Here is a 16556-nt window from a genome sequence, read left to right as displayed (position 1 = left end):
CGAGCGTGGGTAGCCAAGCTAGGCCAAAGGCGCAGCGTTGAGGGCGCTGTCCTGTAGAGGTTCGCCGGTTCAAATCCGGTCCCACGCATCGCACTCACGCGGGCACTCACCCGCGGCAAAGCGATGCACGGTGATTCCCTTTCGGGACATCACCCACGCACAACTTCCTACTGCGAACCACGACGCGTAGCGGGGCAACTACCCCGCGAAGCGCCGTATTGAAATGGTACCTCCGCCTACCGGGGGGTATGGCAAAATACTCCACGGGCGGCTCCTCCGGCGGCGGCGGCGGGGGGACCTGCGAGCTCTGCGGAACGTCCACCGACTCCCTCACGACGGCGTCCGTCGCGGGGGCCGAGCTCACCGTCTGCCAGAACTGCGCCGACCTCGACGAGAGCAAGAAACGCTCGCGGCGCAACGCGAACGCGGATTCGGGCGGCTCCTCCTCGGGGAGCAGCGGCGGGAGCGAGCGCGAGCGCAACAGCGCCGTCCGCACGGCTGCAAAGCAGATCGACGCGACGCGCGGCGACTCCTCGCACTGGGAGGAGCACGGGACGAACTACGAGCGCGACCGCCTCCCCTACCTCGTTTCGGGCTACGGCGAAATCGTCGAGGAGGCCCGCCAATCCGAGGGGCTCCAACTCGCCGAACTCGCGGAGGAACTCGACGTCGACGAGAACGACCTACTGGCGGTCGAACAGGGTCGTGCGACGCAGGCCGGCGTCGGCGGAAGCATCGTCCGCGCGCTCGAGGAGCGCCTCGACGTGACGCTCGTCTCCGAGTGAGGCGCTGAGAAAAACGGAGGAGACGGCCGTATCGAGACGGTCGACGGTCGAACGGACTTACTCGTCGGCGTCCGCGTCGACGGCGTCGTCGGTGGTCCCGTCGGAGTGGGTGTGGGTGGTGTCGTCCGGCGTCGCGACCCCGCTCTCGTCCGCCTCGGTGTCCGCACCGCGGTCGACGCGCTCGGCGGGGACGCCGATCATCGTCGCGCCGGGTTCGACGTCAGTCGTGACGACCGCCCCGGCACCGACCTTCGCGCCGTCGCCGACCTCGATGTCGCCGAGGAGCGTCGCGTCGGCACCGATGGTGACGCCGTCGCCGACGGTCGGGTGGCGTTTCACGGGCCGCGGGTTCGCACCGCCGAGGGTGACGCCGTGGTACATGTGGACGTCGTCGCCGACGACCGCGGTCTCGCCGATGACGACGCCCATCCCGTGGTCGATGACGACGCGCTCGCCGAGCTCGGCCCCGGGGTGAATCTCGACGCCGGTGAGCCAGCGGACGAGCTGGGAGATGACGCGAGCGAGCAGGCGCTCGCCGTCCTCCCAGAGGGCGTGCGTGAGCACGTGCGCCCAGACCGCGTGGAGACCGGGATAGCACAACAGCACTTCGAGCCGGCTCTTCGCGGCCGGGTCCGCCTCCAGGACGGCCTCGAGGTCCGCGCGGAACCGCGCGAGGCTACCCACGGTCGTCACCGCCGCGTCGGCCGCGGCCGAGCGGGAGCGCCGAGGGCACCTCGCCGTCTGCGTGTCTCGTCATGCAACGTCGTGCGCCCGCACACGGCAAAAGGCCAGCGCTTCCGGCCCCGCGCGCCGAAGGCGCTATGGCCGCCGGCGTCCAACGTGGGGCCGTGAGCGACACGGACGCCGACGACGGCTACGATGGCGTCGTCTACGACCTCGACGGGACGCTCGTCCGGCTCGCCGTCGACTGGCGGGCCGTCGAGCGCGACCTCACGGCGCTCCTGGCGAGCGTCGACGTCGACGCGAGCGGGTTCAGCGCGTGGGAGTACCTCGACGCCGCCGAGGACGCCGGAATCGGCGCGGAGGCCGACGCGCTCATCAGCGACCACGAGCACGCCGGAGCCGAGCGGGCGGACCGCCTCCCGCACGCGGACGAACTCCGGGACGCGACGCGGCCGGCCGCGGTCTGCTCGCTCAACTGCGAGCGCGCCTGTCGCGTCGCTCTAGAGAAGGAGGGGTTGGCGGAGCGCGTCCGCGCCGTCGTCGGCCGCGACACCGTCCCCGCGCGCAAGCCCGACCCCGAACCGCTCCTGCGCGCCGTCGACGCCCTCGACCTCGCCCCGGCGGACGTCGTCTTCGTCGGGGACTCGGAGCGCGACGCCGAGACGGCGCGACGCGCCGGTACGGGCTTCCGGTACGTGTAGATCGACTCCCGCCGCCCGCTTCCCCTCCCTCGACGCTCACTCCTCCGCGTCGGTACCCGCATCCGCCTCTCCGTTCGCGTCCGCATCCGTGCCCGTGTCCGCACCCACGTCCGTCTCGACGGTCGTGCGTCGCGCGTAGAGGTAGACCGAGACGGCGGTGAGTATCCAGACGACGGCACCGACGCGGATCGCGAAGGCGGCCTGCGCGCTCCACGTCGGGATGGACGCGTCGCTGACGACCGCGACGAGCGCCACGACGGGCGCGCCGACGACGATGGTGAGGACGAACGTGGTCTGCATCACCCACCCGTAGTCGACGCCCTCGGGGTCGGTCTCCTCGACGACGTCCGGCACGCCCCCATATGGGGGGCCACCCCCGATAAAAGCCGCGTGTTTAACGGCCCTCCCGCGGATAGACGACTCCATGACGTCCGTGCAGGACATCCGCGAGCGGACCGGCGACGACCCGATCACGATGCTGACGGCGTACGACACGCCGACGGCGCGCCTCGCCGACGAGGCCGGCATCGATGTCTTGCTGGTCGGCGACAGCATGGGGAACGCCGTGATGGGGTACGACTCGACGCTCCCGGTGACGATGGACGACGTCGCGTCGCGGACGGGCGCGGTCGCCCGCGGCGTTGAGGACGCGCTCGTCGTCGCCGACATGCCCTTCCTGAGCTACGGCGCGGACGAGGCGGACGCGGTGGAGAACGCCGGCCGCCTGATCCGCGATGCGGGCGCGGACGCGGTGAAACTGGAGTGTGGGCCACACACCGTCGGTCTCACGGAGCGCCTCGTGAACCTCGGGATTCCCGTGATGGCGCACGTCGGGCTGACGCCTCAGCGGGTCAACCAACTCGGCCTCGAACAACAGGGCGCGACGGCGGAGGCCGCGGCGGAGATCGAGTCGCTCGCGGAGGCCCACCAGACTGCGGGGGCGTTCAGCGTCGTGCTCGAACACGTCCCGGACGACGTCGCCGCGGACATTACGGACGCGCTCTCGATGCCGACCATCGGAATCGGTGCGGGCGACGCGACGGACGGCCAGGTGCTCGTCATCACAGACGTCCTCGGGCTCTCGGAGGACGTCCCGCCGTTCGCCGAGCAGTTCGGCGACGTCGCCGCGGAGATGCGCTCGGCGATGGAGGCCTACCGGGACGCTGTCGAAGAGGGGTCGTTCCCGCGGGACGACTGACTGGGTCCGACGTCGGGCGACGACCAGCGAGATGGACAACGACGGACGACGATTGACGACGACGGACGACTGACAACCAGCAACGACGGACGACGATTGACGACTGACGCACCGAGCGTCCGCGTCGGTCGTCCGCCCGACCGCTTCCGACGGCTCGGCCCGGCACGAATGGGGTGGAACCGCAATTCGACCGCTCGGCGCGACGTTTATAACAAACGGCCGTTTTCCGCGACAAGTTTATATACTTCCGAGCCTAACCAGAGGTTAGCAACAATGCGTCCACAGAACACGCTGACCGACCAGCGCGGCCTCGTCGAACGCTACGACTACGACGGCGAGACCGTCGTCGTGGCCGACACGTCATTCGCCGACGAGCGGGTGAGCGTCGACGTCGTCGACGGCACCGCCATCGTCGTCGTCGCGGGTGACGACGGGGACGCGCAACACGAGATCGACCTGCCCGAGGGGGAGGTCGCCCGCGCGTTTATCAACAACGGGGTCGTCACCGTCGAGGTGAAGCGATGAAACTGACGGTCAAGCCCCTCAAGCAGGACCAAGCCGGGCGCGGCCTCGCGGCCGTCGACCGGCGGGCCATGGAGGAACTGGGCCTCGACAACGGCGACTACATCGTCATCGAGGGCAGCGGCGACGGCCGCGCCATCGCGCGCGTCTGGCCCGGCTACCCCGAGGACCAGGGTGAGGGCGTCGTCCGCATCGACGGCGACGTCCGCCAGGAGGCCGACGTCGGGATCGACGACAGCGTCACCGTCGAGAAGGCGGACGTCAACCCCGCGAAGTCGATCAGCGTCGCGCTCCCGCAGAACCTCCGCATCCGCGGCGACATCTCGCCGTACATCCACGACCGGCTCTCCGGGAAGGCCGTCACGACCGGCCAGACGATCCGCGTGCCCTTTGGCTTCGGCGGCTTCGGCCAGATGAGCGGCCAGCGAATCCCCGTCCGAATCGCCGGGAGCGACCCCGAGGGGACCGTCGTCGTCACCGACTCCACGGAGATTCAGGTGAGCGAGATTCCCGCCGAGGAGATCGCCGAGGAGCGCGCCGGCACCGGCGGCGAGAACACGCCGAACGTCTCCTACGAGGACATCGGCGGTCTCGACGACGAGCTCGAACAGGTCAGAGAGATGATCGAGCTCCCGATGCGCCACCCCGAGCTCTTCCAGCAGCTCGGCATCGAGCCTCCGAAGGGCGTCATGCTCCACGGGCCGCCCGGCACGGGGAAGACGCTCATCGCCAAGGCCGTCGCCAACGAGATCGACGCGCACTTCCAGACGATCTCCGGCCCGGAGATCATGTCGAAGTACTACGGGGAGTCCGAAGAGCAGCTCCGCGAGGTTTTCGACGAGGCCGAGGAGAACGCGCCCGCCATCGTCTTCATCGACGAGATCGACTCCATCGCGCCCAAGCGCGAGGAGGCCGGCGGTGACGTCGAGCGCCGCGTCGTCGCCCAGCTCCTCAGCCTGATGGACGGCCTGGAGGAGCGCGGCGACGTCATCGTCATCGCGGCGACTAACAGGGTCGACGCCGTCGACCCCGCCCTCCGCCGCGGGGGGCGCTTCGACCGCGAAATCGAGGTCGGCGTCCCCGACAAGGACGGCCGCCGCGAGATACTCCACGTCCACACGCGCGGGATGCCCCTCGCGGACGGCGTCGAGGTCGACGAGCTCGCCGAGAACACGCACGGGTTCGTCGGCGCGGACATCGAGAGCCTCTCGAAGGAGGCCGCGATGAACGCCCTGCGGCGCATCCGGCCCGACCTCGACCTCGAATCCGACGAAATCGACGCCGAGATACTCGACTCCATCCGCGTCACCGAGAACGACTTCAAGGAGGCGCTGAAGGGCATCGAGCCGAGCGCGATGCGCGAGGTCTTCGTCGAGGTCCCGGACGTCACCTGGGCGGACGTCGGCGGCCTCGGCGACACGAAGGAGCGCCTGCGCGAGACGATCCAGTGGCCCCTCGACTACCCCGAGGTGTTCGAGTCGATGGACCTCGACTCCGCGAAGGGCGTCCTGATGTACGGCCCGCCGGGCACGGGGAAGACCCTGCTCGCCAAGGCCGTCGCCAACGAGGCGAACTCGAACTTCATCTCGATCAAGGGCCCCGAGCTCCTCAACAAATATGTAGGCGAATCCGAGAAGGGAGTGAGAGAAGTGTTCGAGAAGGCCCGGTCGAACGCACCCACCGTGGTGTTCTTCGACGAGATCGACTCCATCGCGGGCCAGCGCGGCCGCAACCAGAGCGACTCCGGCGTCGGTGAGCGCGTCGTCAGCCAGCTCCTCACGGAGCTCGACGGCATCGAGGACCTGGAGGACGTCGTCGTCGTCGCGACGACGAACCGCCCCGACCTCATCGACTCCGCGCTCCTCCGCCCGGGTCGCCTCGACCGGCACATCCACGTGCCCGTCCCCGACGAGGAGGCCCGCCGCGCCATCCTCGACGTCCACACGGAGCACAAACCGCTCGCCGACGACGTCGACCTCGACCGGATCGCCCGGCGCACCGAGGGCTTCGTCGGCGCGGACATCGAGGCGCTCGTCCGCGAGGCGACGATGGCCGCGACGCGCGAGTTCGTCAACACCGTCTCGCCCGAGGACGCCGCCGACTCCGTCGGTAACGTCCGCGTGACGATGGCGCACTTCGAGCAGGCGCTCTCCGAGGTCGGTCCCTCCGTCACCGAGGAGGTCCGCGAGCAGTACGACGAGATCGAACAGCGCTTCGAGACGGCCGAGGAACCCGAGCAGGAGCGCGACGCCGGCCGCGCGTTCCAGTAGCGTAGCGGGACTGCCTCGGCCCACCCCGTTCTGCCGCCGCTTTCGCAAGCCGTTTCCCCGCGTATCGCCGACTCGCTCGGCATGGAAATCGCGCCGCTCCGCGAGGCCGACCTCGACGCCTTCGTCGCGGAGCTGTGGCTCCCCGCGAAACGCGAGATGGCGGCGTCGATGACCGGCTACGACCTCGACGAGCGTGACGGCGTCCGCGAGACCGGCCGCTCGCACTACCGCGCGCGGCTCGACGACGACGAGACCGTGACCTACCTCGGTCGGGAGGACGGCGACCTCGTTGGCTACGTGAGCGCGGAACTCCGCGCGCCCGCGCCGATATTCGAGGCCATCCACGAGTGCCACGTCAGCGACCTCTACGTCACCCCCGAAATCCGCCGCCGCGGGGCCGGGCGCGCGCTCCTCGACGCCGCCGAGGAGTGGGGTCGCCTGCGCGACTGCGCACACCTCGATTTGAACGTCGACGCCGACAACGAGGCCGCCGTCTCGCTCTACGAGGCGGCGGGGCTCACCGCGGAACGCTACCAGATGCAGAAGTCGCTCGACTAGTCCAGTTCTTCGGCGGCGTCGCGCGCGAGCAGCGGCTCCGCGTTCTCCGTGGGGAGCGTGACGACGTCGTCGGCCTCCAAGGTGTACGCCCGCTCGTCGATGCCGTACACCTCGCCGACGTCCGTCTTGATGTGGACGGTCGAACGTTCGACGTCGGGGTCGGCGTCGCCCGCGTCGGCGTTCGCCCCGCCGTCAGCACCGCTTTCCCCGCCATCTCCGCCACCGCTTTCCGCGTCGCTCCCCGCACTGCTTTCCGCGTCGTCCTCGCCCGACGAGCCCGTCCCGTCGTCGAGCGGGCCGCCGTCGCCGCCCATCGCCGCGGCCGCGGTCGAAGTTGAGGGGTCGGCGGCCGCGTCGCCCCCCGTCTCGGTCTCGCGTTCGTCCGGCGCGGGTTCGTCCGGCGCGGGTTCGTCCGGCGGCGGCGTCGGCGCGTCCGCACCGGCTGGTACCCGCGCCCCGTCCGCCCCGCCGGCCGCCCGGTCGTTCACGACGTCGGCGGGGTCGGGCGACTCGTCGCTCTCCGGGGGCGCGTGGGCGTCCGGGCCGGCCGAGGTCGCGGCGTCCGCCTCGCCCGCGAGGACGTCGAGCACGCGCGACTTGTTCGACTCGATGCGCGCCACGAGGTCGGTGTAGAGGTCGCGCTCCTCCGCGGTCAGCCCCTCGGCGTCCGAACCCATCCCGGCGGCCGCGAGGCTCGCTTGCTTGACGATTTTGCCGACCCGACGCTCGTAGATGGCCTCCGCGACCTGTTCTGCGGTCTCGATCTCGTCGGTGAGCGACTGAACCTCGTCGTCGCCGAAGGGGTCGTCCGCCTCGGCGGCCGCCCGCTCGCGGCGCTCGCGGAGGTCCGCGATGTACTCCGCGGCCTCGCGGTAGAACGAGTCCCGCAGGTCCTGGAGGCCGTCCGTCGTCCGTTCGCGCGACTGTGCCGCGCGGAGGTCGTCGATGTTCATCTGGTAGTCGTGTCCGTTCTCACTCGGCCGCTTTCTCCGCCCACCCGCGGGCCATCAGGAAGACGCCCGCGTACTCCGGTAGTGTCTGCTCGCCCGGGGCCACCGTAATCGTTTCGCCCCGCATGGCGAGTTCGTACTCGCGCTCGACGGCCACGCGGATGTCGTGGCCGATGAAGGTCTCGGGGACGGCGTCGACGAGCGGGTCGAAGTCCGCGACGCCGTCGCGCTCGATTGGCGTCACGGCCAGCCCGCTCCCGCCGTGGAGCGACCCCGGGAGACGGATGAGCCGGTGGGTGTCGGTCGTCACCGGCTCGTCGATCGGTGCTTCCTCCGTCTCGACCGTCTCCGCGAGGAGTTGACGCGCGACGTTGAGGAACGCCGGGTGGACGTCGACGTTCCCCGAGCGCACCGCCTCCGTGTTGTTCTGGACGACGTTGAGGACGGCCTCGGCGTTCTTCTCGCCGACGCCGTCGAACGTCCGAAGGTGCAGGAGGGCGTCGCGTTCGTCCATGGCGAGCAGTTCGTCGACGAAGTCGTCGATGTGCGCGACGGCGCGCCGACCCCAGCCCCCGTCGGCGGGGAGCGTCCGGCGCGTCGTCGGGTTCTTCACGCCGAGGCCGCTCACCGTCTCCTCGTGCACGAGCTCGTCGAAGCCGAGGCCGTTCCCGCGCACGTAGTCCACGACCTCGCGGCGCTCGTCGCGTTCGAGCGGGAACACCGACTCGTCGCGGACGTGGACGTGGTAGCCACGGCCGCCCGAGAAGACGACGGAGAGGTCGTCGAAACCGAAGTCCCGTTCGAGGAAGTCGAGGAGCTTCACGAGCGCGTCCTTGCTCTTCGCGAGCATCTCGGCGTAGGTGTCCTCGCCGAGCGTCACGGTCGGCAGGTGGTCGGCGTCGATGTCGAAGACGAGGTCGGCACCGAGCCACTCCTTCTCGGCCATCGTCGATGCGCCCGGCGTCTCGTAGCGCCCCGCGGAGAAGTAGACGTGGCGGGGACGCTTGCGTCTGAGGAACGCGCCCATCTCCCCGAGGTCGAGGAGGTCGCGGTGGCGGACCATCGTCTCGTCGGGGCCCTCCGTCCACGGGATGAACCCCCACTCGCGCTCGTCCGCGCTCGGCGGGAGCGGGACGTCGGCGCGCCGATAGTAGTCGCTGAATCGCCCCCGTAGGTACGCGCGCGTCCGTTCCTCCATCCCTCGGACGTACGCGTCGGGGTCGAAAAAGGCGTGTCGGTCTCCCGGCCAGCGTGGTGGCGCGCGCCCACGACGACGTCCGCCGGGGAACGCCTATCGACGGCGCTCGTGCGCCCCGGTCTACCGTCGGAGGTACTCTGAGAGCCTATCGCGCAGGCGCTCGCTCTCGCCGAGCCGGAGGTAGTACGCCCCCTCGCCGTCCTCGTAGTAGTTGTCGATTTCGCGGACGATCTCGAAGCCGAGGTGTCGGTAGAAGCCGAGGGCGGCGTCGTTCGAGACGCGGGCGTGACAGGAGACGGTCTTCGAGCCCTCGGCGACGGTGGCGACGAGGCGCTCGCCGAAGCCCTCGCCGCGGTAGTCGACGTCGACGGCGAGGAAGAGGATGTAGCCGTCGTGGCGCGCGGCCGCGAAGCCGACGAGGTCCTCGTCGGGCGTGACGTAGGCGTAGACGGTCGCGCGCCGATAGGCGTCCGCGAAGAAGCCGTGACGCTGCCGCAGGAGGCCTTCGCGTTCGCGGATGCGTTCCTTGAGGTCCCACGCGTCGCCGAGGAACTCGTCGCTACCGCGCGGGACGACCCGTTGCTCGACCGTGACGCTCACTGCCCGACCCTAGCCCGCCGGAGGATATAGTTCCACCGTCCCCCCGGGCGCGCGCCGCGACCACGCGACGCGACGGGGTGTGCGCACGCGGCGGTCCGCGCCGTGGTCCCGGCCGGGTGTCCCGACGGGTGCCGTCGGCCGATGCCACAACCCTTTCGGTGACCCCCGACGGAGGTGTCAGCAATGTCTTCGGACGGGCCCCGGACGCGACGGCGGATGCACGCGGCCGGTCAGTCGGCCGCTTCACGCGTCAGAGAGGCCTTCCTCACCGGCATCGCGGTGATGGTGCCGATTCTGATAACGCTCTACGTCCTCCACGCCGCGCTCGGTCTCTTCACGGACATCCTCGACCCGCTCGCGTACGGCCTCCAGCGACTCGACGTCGCCCCCGAACGCCGCTTCGTCATCGTCCAGTTGACCGCGGCGTTCCTGCTCGTCGCCGTGACGTTCACCCTCGGCTTCTTCGCGTCCTTCCAGTCGGGCGAGCAGGCCCTCGAATACTTCGACCTCCTGATGGAACGCATCCCCGGTGTCGGCTCCGTCTACACGAGTTTCCGGCAGATGAGCGACGTGATGCTCGAATCCGACGCGGAGAACTTCCGCAAGGTCGTCCTCGTCGAGTACCCCCACGACGGCGCGTACACGCTCGGTTTCGAGACGGTTCGGACGCCGGAGGCGATTCGCGAGGCCGCGGCCGACGAGAGCCTCCGCACGCTCTTCCTCCCGCTCGCGCCCAACCCCGTGATGGGCGGCTTCCTCGCACACGTCCCCGAGAGCCGGATCATGGACGTCGACATGAGCGTCGAGGAGGGGATGCGGACGGTCATCACGACGGGCGTCGCCGTCGCCGACACCGAGGAGGCGGAGGGGCTCTCCCGCGCGCAACTCGAAGAACTCGGCGGCGCGGAGGTCGGCGAGCGATTCGTCGACGACGGGACGGAGGAGGAGCGATGAGCGACTACGTCCTCCGCGAACACACCGCGGACGTCGCCGTCGAGGCCCGCGGGGCCACCCTCGGCGACTGCTTCGCCGCCGTCGCGGACGGGATGGCCGCCGCGATGTGCGACGAGATTCCCGACTCCGGCGGCGAGCGATTCGCGCTCACGGCACGCGCAACGACGAAGAAACGCCTCCTCTACGACTACCTCGACGACCTCATCTACGAGCGCGACGTCCGCGGTGTCCTCCCCGTCGACGACGAGGCGACGGTCGAACGCGACGGCGACGAGTGGACGCTCGACGCCTCGGCGCGCGGGGTCCCGCTCGCCGACGTCGCCGCCCGCGACCTGAAGGCGGTGACGTTCTCCCAGATGCGCATCGAGGAACGCGACGGCGAGTGGGAGGCCTACGTCGTCTTCGACGTCTGAGCGCGCTGTACGGCCGCGTCGCTCCGTATTGCTCCGTGTCGTCTCGTCCCGTCCCGTCCCGAACCGCGTGAGACGACCACACCATACATCCGTCTTCGACGTGAACCCCAACGGGAACGATGAGTGTCATCGTCGAGTTCGACGTCGACGCCGACTCCTTCGAACTCGGGCGCGCGCTCGCGGTGCCGGGACGCTCGGACGTCGAATTGGAGGACGTCGTCCCGCTCGGGAGCGACGTCGTCCCGCTCTTCTGGCTCTACGAGACCGACGCGACGGAGTTCGTCGAGACGGTCGAGGAGAACGACGCCGTCGAGACCGTCGTCGCCTTCGACGAGACCGAGGACCGGACGCTCTACGCGCTCCAGTGGGACGCGACCCGGGACCGGTTCCTCGGAGCGATCGCCGAGTTCGGCGGCTTCCTGTTGAGCGCGACGGGCTCCGGCGAGACGTGGACGCTCCGGGTCCGCTTCCCCGACCACGACGCGCTCTCCGCGTTCAACGACCGCTGTGCCGAAGCCGACGTCACCCTCGACGTCACCGGGCTCTACAACCGGACGCATCCGTCCGCCGGCCGGCACTACGGGCTGACCGAGACCCAGTACGAGACGCTGCTGCTCGCGCGCCGCCGGGGCTACTACGACATCCCGCGCGGGGTGACGACGCAGGCGCTCGCCGACGAACTCGGCGTCTCCGACCAGGCCGTCACCGAACGCCTCCGCCGTGCGGTCCGGACGCTCACCGACAACGCCCTCCGGCCGAGCGCGGACGACTCGACCCCCGATTAAACGGGCTGGTGGGCCAAGTAGAAGACCTACCCCCGCCGGGACCATGCATTCAGGTGAGTCGTGTCGAGCGACCGTCGAGGGGGAGAGGGGCCCCGAGGCGCGCGGCGCGACTCCCTCGGAACCACCACGCGACACCCCGTTCGTGCCGTCGTTTCGACGGCTCGGAACGGTCCTTTTACGACCGCTGGGCCGAACACACCGAGTATGACCACGTTCGACGCGGGCGACGTCACTCTCAGCGAGGTCGAGGAGTACGTCTGGGAGATCGCCCGAGAGGACGGGATGAACACGCCGGCGCGCGTCCTCGCCAGTGAGGACCTCCTCGAGGCCATCGCCGACGACGACACCCTCCAGCAGATTCGGAACGTCACGCACCTCCCCGGCGTCGTCGAGCACGCCCTCTGCATGCCCGACGGCCACCAGGGGTACGGCTTCCCCGTCGGCGGCGTCGCCGCCATCGACGCCGAAAACGGCTGCATAAGCCCCGGAGGCGTCGGCTTCGACATCAACTGCCTCTCCGGAAACACGGACGTCCTCCTGGAGTTCGGCCGGCACCGTCGCATCCGCGCGTTCAGCAGCGCGGTCGAGTCCGAGCGCGCGCTCGTCCAGACCGACGCCGACGAGACCCCCTCCGACGTCCGTCTGTTCACGGAGACGTCGAATCGGACCGTCCACGAGGTCGTGACGGGGACGGGGGACACGGTCGAGGCGACCGCCGACCACCCGTTCCTCACTCCCGACGGGATGGTCGAACTCGACGACCTCTCGCCGGGTGACGAGGTGTTCCAGCGACAGTTCGAGGGGCTCCCCGACGAGGAGCCGCCGGAGTTCGTCGTGCTCGACGAGCGGGACTTCGTCGACGAGGACCCGCAGCTCGTCCGAGCGCTGAAGGAACGCGACCTGCTCCCGCTCCTCTCGACGGACGATGCGTTCGCACGACTGCTGAAGCTCGTCGGGTTCCACACGGGGGACGGGTCGTTCGGGAGCGGGTCGCAGACGTGGTTCTACGCCGACCCCGAGGACTGCGAGGCGATCCGCGACGACATCGCGGCCCTCGGGTTCACGCCGTCGAAAGTGTACGAACGTGACCGACAGCACAGCGTCGGCGGGAACGAGTTCGAGGTGACCGAGTACAGCGTTCGCTCGACGTCGAACGCGTTCGGACAGCTCCTCCGCCGTCTCGGCGCGCCCGCGGGGAAGAAGACGCAGTCCGACTTCACGACACCGGACTACCTCGACCGGCTCGCCGACTGGCAGGTCGCGCTCTATCTCTCGGCGTTCTTCGGCGCGGAGATGAGCGCACCCGCGGCGGTCTCGGCAAAGAACTTCGTCGCGCCGTCCGTCTCACACAACCGGAACGTCGAGGTCGCGGAGGCGGGCGAGACGTTCCTTCGCGAGGTGATGGACTACCTCAACGGGATGGGAATCCGAACGAATGCCCTCGAAACCGTCGAACACGGTTCGAACGCGGCCGGCGAGACGGTCCGGTATCGCTTCGGTGTATCGAGCGAGGCGTCGAACCTCGTTCGCTTCCTCTCGACCGTCGGCTATCGGTACAACCGCGAGAAGCGCCGTACGTCGGCGCTGGCGACGGCGTATTTGAAGACGAAGGAGCAGCACATCGAGGAGCGTGCGCGTATCGCCCACGAGGCGAAGGCGATGGCCGACGGCGGCGCGTCCATCTCGGAGGTGAAGGCGTCGTTCGACGTCAACGACCGCTTCCTCGAACGGAGCGTCTACGAGGGCCGAGACGGCAGACCCCGACCGGCGGCCGACTTCCCGGATTACGAGGCGTTCGTCGACGACGTCGAAACGCGCGGGCTCGCCGTCGCGACGCCCGTCGACTCGGTGACCGAGCTCGGCGAGAAATCCGTCTACGACATCGGCGTGACGCACGACGAGCACAACTTCGTCGCAAACGGCTTCGTCGTCTCCAACTGCGGCGTCAGGATGGTGAAGACGAACCTCACCTACGACGACGTCGCGGGCCGCGAGGCGGAGCTCGTCGACGCGCTCTTCGACGCGGTGCCGACGGGTCTCGGCGGCGGCGGCGTCGTGACGGGCGACGCGGAGACGATGACGGGCGCGCTCGAACGCGGCCTCGACTGGGCGCACGAGGCGGGGTACGCGACCCGCGACGACCTGAAACACTGCGAGGACGGCGGCTACCGCCCGGACGCCGACCCCTCGAAGGTCTCGCAGAAGGCGACGGACCGCGGGCGAAACCAGCTCGGGAGCCTCGGGTCGGGTAATCACTTCCTCGAGGTCCAGCGCGTCACCGATGTCTACCGCGACGACGTCGCGGCGGCGTTCGGCCTCTCCGAGGACCAGCTCGTCGTCCTCATCCACTGCGGCTCCCGCGGGCTCGGCCACCAGGTGTGTTCGGACTACCTCCGGCGCATCGAGGAGGAGCACGCGGACTTCCTCGCGGACCTCCCGGACGACAACCTCGCCGCCGCGCCCGCGGGGAGCGAGCTCGCCGAGGACTACTACGGCGCGATGTGCGCGGCGATCAACTTCGCGTGGGTGAACCGCCAGCTCATCACCCACCAGGTGCGCGAGACGTTCGCGGACGTCTTCGACACGCCGTGGCCGGAACTCGACATGGAGCTCCTCTACGACGTCTCGCACAACATCGCGAAACGCGAGACCCACGAGGTCGACGGCGAGGAGCGCGAGGTGTTCGTCCACCGGAAGGGCGCGACGCGGGCGTTCCCAGCCGGCCACCCCGAGGTACCGGAAGCGTACCGCGACGTCGGCCAGCCGGTCATCATCCCGGGGAGCATGGGCGCGGGGAGCTACGTGCTCCGCGGCGGCGACGAGTCGATGGAGCGGACGTTCGGCTCGACCGCCCACGGCGCGGGCCGACTGATGAGCCGGACGCAGGCCAAACGCGAGTATCGCGGTGAGGACGTCCAGTCCGACCTCCGCGAGCACGAACACGTCTACGTCAAGGCCGAGTCGGGCGCGACCATCGCCGAGGAAGCCCCCGGCGTCTACAAGGACGTCGACGAGGTCGTGCGCGTCAGCGACGAACTCGGAATTGGCGACAAGGTCGCGCGCACCTTCCCCGTGCTGAACATCAAGGGGTAGAGCCGAGCTCCGTCGGCGGAGTGCGCCACGCCCACGGCGGGGCCGCCCGTCGCGGTGAGCGGCGCCGTGAGCGGCGCCGCGCCGTCGTCGAGGGCACCTTCAGCGGTTCGTCGGCCCGCCGGGCCCCCGTGGCCCGCTCGGGCCCCGTGGGACGCGGCCCTCGGCGAGTTCGACGTACTCGCTCTCCCGTTCGCCCGCGGCCTCGACCTCCTCGCCGTCCTCGTACGCGACGAAGTTGAGGTAGAACGGCTCGCCGCAGCCGAGCGCGTCCGTCTCTCCGGCATCGTCCCCGTCTCCGTTCTCCGCCCCGCCGGGTGGCTCCCACGCACAGCCGTCGCTCTCGCCGCAGACGAAGCGGACGCCGTCGACCGCGTCGTCCTCGTACTCCTCGTCGGGCGCGACGTACGTCCACCCCGTCAGCGGATAGGGCGTCACGGATTTGTCGTCGAGGTAGGCGTCGCGCTCCACGGCGACGACGGTCTCGCATCGCGGGCAGTAGTAGCGAACGGCGACCATGCGTGAGAGAAGGGGCGCGGGGGAGTTAGGTGTGGGTCACGCGGCGGCGTCGCGGGCGTCGGCGACGGCGAGGCGGGCGGCGAGGAAACCGCGGCGGGCGGCGTCGTAGCCGCGGCGGGAGGCGTCGTAGCCGCGCTGGACGCCGGCGAGCGTGCGGGCCGCGCCGCGGCGGAGGCGACCGGCGGTGCGGACGTCGTAGGCGTGCGTCATGGACTCGCTCGTGTCGTGCATATCGAATAGCTGATGACTCCGGGGCGAAGAAGGTGGTGGCCGCCTGTCGGAAGGTTCAGGGCGTCGCGGGCCGCTCATCCGAGCATGATCGACGAGACCGCCGAGGAGATCGCGGAGATGCGCACGCACTCCTCCTCGGCCGTCGCCGTGAAGGCCGCCCGCGCGCTCGAAGACCTCCTCGACGACGAGTTCCCGTCCGTCGAGGAGTACGTGCGCGCGCTCGAACGCAACAGTTCGGCGCTCCGTCGCGCCAGCCCCTCGCACGCCTCGCTCGTCACGACGCAACACGAGATAGTGGACGCGGTCGGCGACGACGACGTCGAGACGGTCGCGGAGGCGAAAGAGCGCACGCAGGCGGCCATCGACGCCGTCGTCGAGCGCGTCGAGACCGGCAAACACGAGGCCGCGACGGCCGTCGCGGAGGAGCTCGCGGACGGCATGACGCTGCTGACGCACGACTACTCGACGACGGTCCTCGAAGCCATCGAGACGGCCGCCGAGGGCGGCGCGTACCTCGACGTCTACGTCACCGAGGGGCGCCCGCGCTACATGGGTCGCCGGACCGCGCGCCGCCTCGCCGAGATCGACCGCGTGACCCCGACGCTGATAGTCGACGGCGCGTCCGGGCACTACATGAGCGAGGTGGACGAGGTCCTCCTCGGGATGGACTGTATCGTCGACGGGCACCTCTACAACCGCGTCGGCACCTACCCGCTCGCGGCGGTCGCGAGCGACGCGGACGTCCCCGTCGTCGTCGCGGGGTCGTCGGCGAAACTCGTCGACGAGGGCGGCTTCCGCTTCGAGAACGACTACCGGACGCCGACCGAGGTCCTGCTCGAACCCCCCGAGGGCTTCGACGTCGAGAACCCCGCGTACGACGCGACACCCGTCGACCTACTCGACCGGGTCGTCACGGACGCGGGCGTCCGCCAGTTCTAGCGCGTCCGAATCGCGTCCCGGCGCTTCGCGTTTTCAGGGTGCTTCGTCGCGCGCGACCGTGATCTCGTAGGCCTCGACGTCCTCGTCGGCGGCGCCGGCGACGTCGACGGTGACGACGTCGCCGTCCGCGATCTCGACGTCGACGCTCGCCACCTCCTC

17 protein-coding genes, 1 tRNA gene and 2 pseudogenes are annotated in these 16556 nt (G+C 70.0%); 13 read left to right on the top strand and 7 right to left on the bottom strand.

What is annotated here, in order from left to right:
- Positions 1 to 3: 3 nt before the first annotated feature.
- Positions 4 to 88 (top strand) — tRNA-Leu (locus IEX84_RS00100).
- Positions 89 to 248: 160 nt separating this feature from the next.
- Positions 249 to 785 carry a helix-turn-helix domain-containing protein gene (locus IEX84_RS00095; RefSeq protein WP_188868946.1) on the top strand — a complete coding sequence of 179 codons (537 nt, stop codon included), beginning with the start codon at positions 249 to 251 and terminating at the stop codon, positions 783 to 785.
- A gap of 171 nt (positions 786 to 956) precedes the next feature.
- Here IEX84_RS00095 and cysE read toward each other — a convergent pair.
- Positions 957 to 1478, bottom strand: a pseudogene (gene cysE, locus IEX84_RS00090) (serine O-acetyltransferase); the annotation flags it as partial.
- 128 nt (positions 1479 to 1606) lie between these two features.
- Between cysE and IEX84_RS00085 the strand changes: the two are divergent.
- Entirely contained in the window at positions 1607 to 2170 is a 564-nt protein-coding gene (locus tag IEX84_RS00085; RefSeq protein ID WP_188868944.1) for an HAD family hydrolase, read from the top strand.
- Positions 2171 to 2206: 36 nt separating this feature from the next.
- On the opposite strand, the gene IEX84_RS00080 is transcribed toward IEX84_RS00085, so the two are convergent.
- On the bottom strand, positions 2207 to 2524 hold the full coding sequence (locus IEX84_RS00080) for a DUF5822 domain-containing protein (RefSeq protein ID WP_188868943.1): 318 nt from the start codon (positions 2522 to 2524) through the stop codon (positions 2207 to 2209).
- A gap of 70 nt (positions 2525 to 2594) precedes the next feature.
- Here IEX84_RS00080 and panB point away from each other — a divergent pair, with 70 nt between their 5' ends.
- From panB to IEX84_RS00060, 4 genes are all read left to right on the top strand, one after another.
- Entirely contained in the window at positions 2595 to 3368 is a 774-nt protein-coding gene (panB, locus tag IEX84_RS00075) for a 3-methyl-2-oxobutanoate hydroxymethyltransferase (RefSeq protein WP_188868942.1), read from the top strand.
- A gap of 273 nt (positions 3369 to 3641) precedes the next feature.
- A complete protein-coding gene (locus IEX84_RS00070; RefSeq protein WP_188868941.1) occupies positions 3642 to 3893 on the top strand; it encodes a DUF7127 family protein in 252 nt (83 codons plus the stop codon).
- Positions 3890 to 6160, top strand: a complete 2271-nt coding sequence (locus tag IEX84_RS00065) for a CDC48 family AAA ATPase (protein ID WP_188868940.1) — start codon at positions 3890 to 3892, stop codon at positions 6158 to 6160. The genes IEX84_RS00070 and IEX84_RS00065 overlap by 4 nt, the downstream gene beginning before the upstream one ends.
- 81 nt (positions 6161 to 6241) lie before the next feature.
- A complete protein-coding gene (locus tag IEX84_RS00060) occupies positions 6242 to 6718 on the top strand; it encodes a GNAT family N-acetyltransferase (protein ID WP_188868939.1) in 477 nt (158 codons plus the stop codon).
- Here IEX84_RS00060 and IEX84_RS00055 read toward each other — a convergent pair.
- From IEX84_RS00055 to IEX84_RS00045, 3 genes are all read right to left on the bottom strand, one after another.
- On the bottom strand, positions 6715 to 7671 hold the full coding sequence (locus tag IEX84_RS00055) for a hypothetical protein (RefSeq protein ID WP_188868938.1): 957 nt from the start codon (positions 7669 to 7671) through the stop codon (positions 6715 to 6717). The two genes, IEX84_RS00060 and IEX84_RS00055, sit on opposite strands and share 4 nt — an antisense overlap.
- A 19-nt stretch (positions 7672 to 7690) precedes the next feature.
- A complete protein-coding gene (gene priS / locus IEX84_RS00050; RefSeq protein ID WP_188868937.1) occupies positions 7691 to 8866 on the bottom strand; it encodes a DNA primase small subunit PriS in 1176 nt (391 codons plus the stop codon).
- Positions 8867 to 8986: 120 nt separating this feature from the next.
- A complete protein-coding gene (locus tag IEX84_RS00045; RefSeq protein ID WP_188868936.1) occupies positions 8987 to 9466 on the bottom strand; it encodes a GNAT family N-acetyltransferase in 480 nt (159 codons plus the stop codon).
- Between the two features lie 183 nt (positions 9467 to 9649).
- Here IEX84_RS00045 and IEX84_RS00040 point away from each other — a divergent pair, with 183 nt between their 5' ends.
- The 5 genes and pseudogenes from IEX84_RS00040 to IEX84_RS00025 all read left to right on the top strand — a co-directional run bounded on the left by IEX84_RS00040 (position 9650) and on the right by IEX84_RS00025 (position 14711).
- The gene (locus tag IEX84_RS00040) at positions 9650 to 10420 is read left to right on the top strand and encodes a DUF502 domain-containing protein (RefSeq protein WP_188868935.1); all 771 of its coding nucleotides are present in this window, start codon (positions 9650 to 9652) and stop codon (positions 10418 to 10420) included.
- A complete protein-coding gene (locus IEX84_RS00035; protein ID WP_188868934.1) occupies positions 10417 to 10833 on the top strand; it encodes an archease in 417 nt (138 codons plus the stop codon). The genes IEX84_RS00040 and IEX84_RS00035 overlap by 4 nt, the downstream gene beginning before the upstream one ends.
- A 119-nt stretch (positions 10834 to 10952) precedes the next feature.
- Positions 10953 to 11618 (top strand): helix-turn-helix domain-containing protein, encoded by a 666-nt coding sequence (locus IEX84_RS00030; RefSeq protein ID WP_188868933.1) that lies wholly within the window; start codon positions 10953 to 10955, stop codon positions 11616 to 11618.
- 204 nt (positions 11619 to 11822) lie between these two features.
- A pseudogene (locus IEX84_RS14795) lies at positions 11823 to 12131 on the top strand (RtcB family protein); the annotation flags it as partial.
- Positions 12123 to 14711 (top strand): RtcB family protein, encoded by a 2589-nt coding sequence (locus IEX84_RS00025; RefSeq protein ID WP_326836073.1) that lies wholly within the window; start codon positions 12123 to 12125, stop codon positions 14709 to 14711. The pseudogene IEX84_RS14795 and the gene IEX84_RS00025, both read left to right, overlap by 9 nt.
- A gap of 99 nt (positions 14712 to 14810) precedes the next feature.
- On the opposite strand, the gene IEX84_RS00020 is transcribed toward IEX84_RS00025, so the two are convergent.
- The gene (locus IEX84_RS00020) at positions 14811 to 15227 is read right to left on the bottom strand and encodes a hypothetical protein (protein ID WP_188868931.1); all 417 of its coding nucleotides are present in this window, start codon (positions 15225 to 15227) and stop codon (positions 14811 to 14813) included.
- 36 nt (positions 15228 to 15263) lie between these two features.
- On the bottom strand, positions 15264 to 15458 hold the full coding sequence (locus tag IEX84_RS00015; protein WP_188868930.1) for a hypothetical protein: 195 nt from the start codon (positions 15456 to 15458) through the stop codon (positions 15264 to 15266).
- Between the two features lie 84 nt (positions 15459 to 15542).
- Between IEX84_RS00015 and IEX84_RS00010 the strand changes: the two genes are divergently transcribed.
- Positions 15543 to 16397 carry a translation initiation factor eIF-2B gene (locus IEX84_RS00010; protein ID WP_188868929.1) on the top strand — a complete coding sequence of 285 codons (855 nt, stop codon included), beginning with the start codon at positions 15543 to 15545 and terminating at the stop codon, positions 16395 to 16397.
- Positions 16398 to 16556: the final 159 nt, after the last annotated feature.

It is taken from the genome of Halarchaeum rubridurum, assembly GCF_014647115.1.
Taxonomy (GTDB): Archaea; Halobacteriota; Halobacteria; order Halobacteriales; family Halobacteriaceae; genus Halarchaeum; species Halarchaeum rubridurum.
This window is presented reverse-complemented; position numbering and strand designations above follow the sequence as displayed.

What these genes read in the sequence shown, in the direction of transcription:
- IEX84_RS00015 (WP_188868930.1), bottom strand. Translation starts at nt 15,458, where the DNA reads ATGCACGACACGAGCGAGTCCATGACGCACGCCTACGACGTCCGCACC.
- IEX84_RS00030 (WP_188868933.1), top strand. Translation starts at nt 10,953, where the DNA reads ATGAGTGTCATCGTCGAGTTCGACGTCGACGCCGACTCCTTCGAACTC.
- IEX84_RS00060 (WP_188868939.1), top strand. Translation starts at nt 6,242, where the DNA reads ATGGAAATCGCGCCGCTCCGCGAGGCCGACCTCGACGCCTTCGTCGCG.
- IEX84_RS00020 (WP_188868931.1), bottom strand. Translation starts at nt 15,227, where the DNA reads ATGGTCGCCGTTCGCTACTACTGCCCGCGATGCGAGACCGTCGTCGCC.
- IEX84_RS00085 (WP_188868944.1), top strand. Translation starts at nt 1,607, where the DNA reads ATGGCCGCCGGCGTCCAACGTGGGGCCGTGAGCGACACGGACGCCGAC.
- IEX84_RS00035 (WP_188868934.1), top strand. Translation starts at nt 10,417, where the DNA reads ATGAGCGACTACGTCCTCCGCGAACACACCGCGGACGTCGCCGTCGAG.
- panB (WP_188868942.1), top strand. Translation starts at nt 2,595, where the DNA reads ATGACGTCCGTGCAGGACATCCGCGAGCGGACCGGCGACGACCCGATC.
- IEX84_RS00070 (WP_188868941.1), top strand. Translation starts at nt 3,642, where the DNA reads ATGCGTCCACAGAACACGCTGACCGACCAGCGCGGCCTCGTCGAACGC.
- IEX84_RS00040 (WP_188868935.1), top strand. Translation starts at nt 9,650, where the DNA reads ATGTCTTCGGACGGGCCCCGGACGCGACGGCGGATGCACGCGGCCGGT.
- IEX84_RS00095 (WP_188868946.1), top strand. Translation starts at nt 249, where the DNA reads ATGGCAAAATACTCCACGGGCGGCTCCTCCGGCGGCGGCGGCGGGGGG.
- IEX84_RS00055 (WP_188868938.1), bottom strand. Translation starts at nt 7,671, where the DNA reads ATGAACATCGACGACCTCCGCGCGGCACAGTCGCGCGAACGGACGACG.
- IEX84_RS00010 (WP_188868929.1), top strand. Translation starts at nt 15,543, where the DNA reads ATGATCGACGAGACCGCCGAGGAGATCGCGGAGATGCGCACGCACTCC.
- priS (WP_188868937.1), bottom strand. Translation starts at nt 8,866, where the DNA reads ATGGAGGAACGGACGCGCGCGTACCTACGGGGGCGATTCAGCGACTAC.
- IEX84_RS00065 (WP_188868940.1), top strand. Translation starts at nt 3,890, where the DNA reads ATGAAACTGACGGTCAAGCCCCTCAAGCAGGACCAAGCCGGGCGCGGC.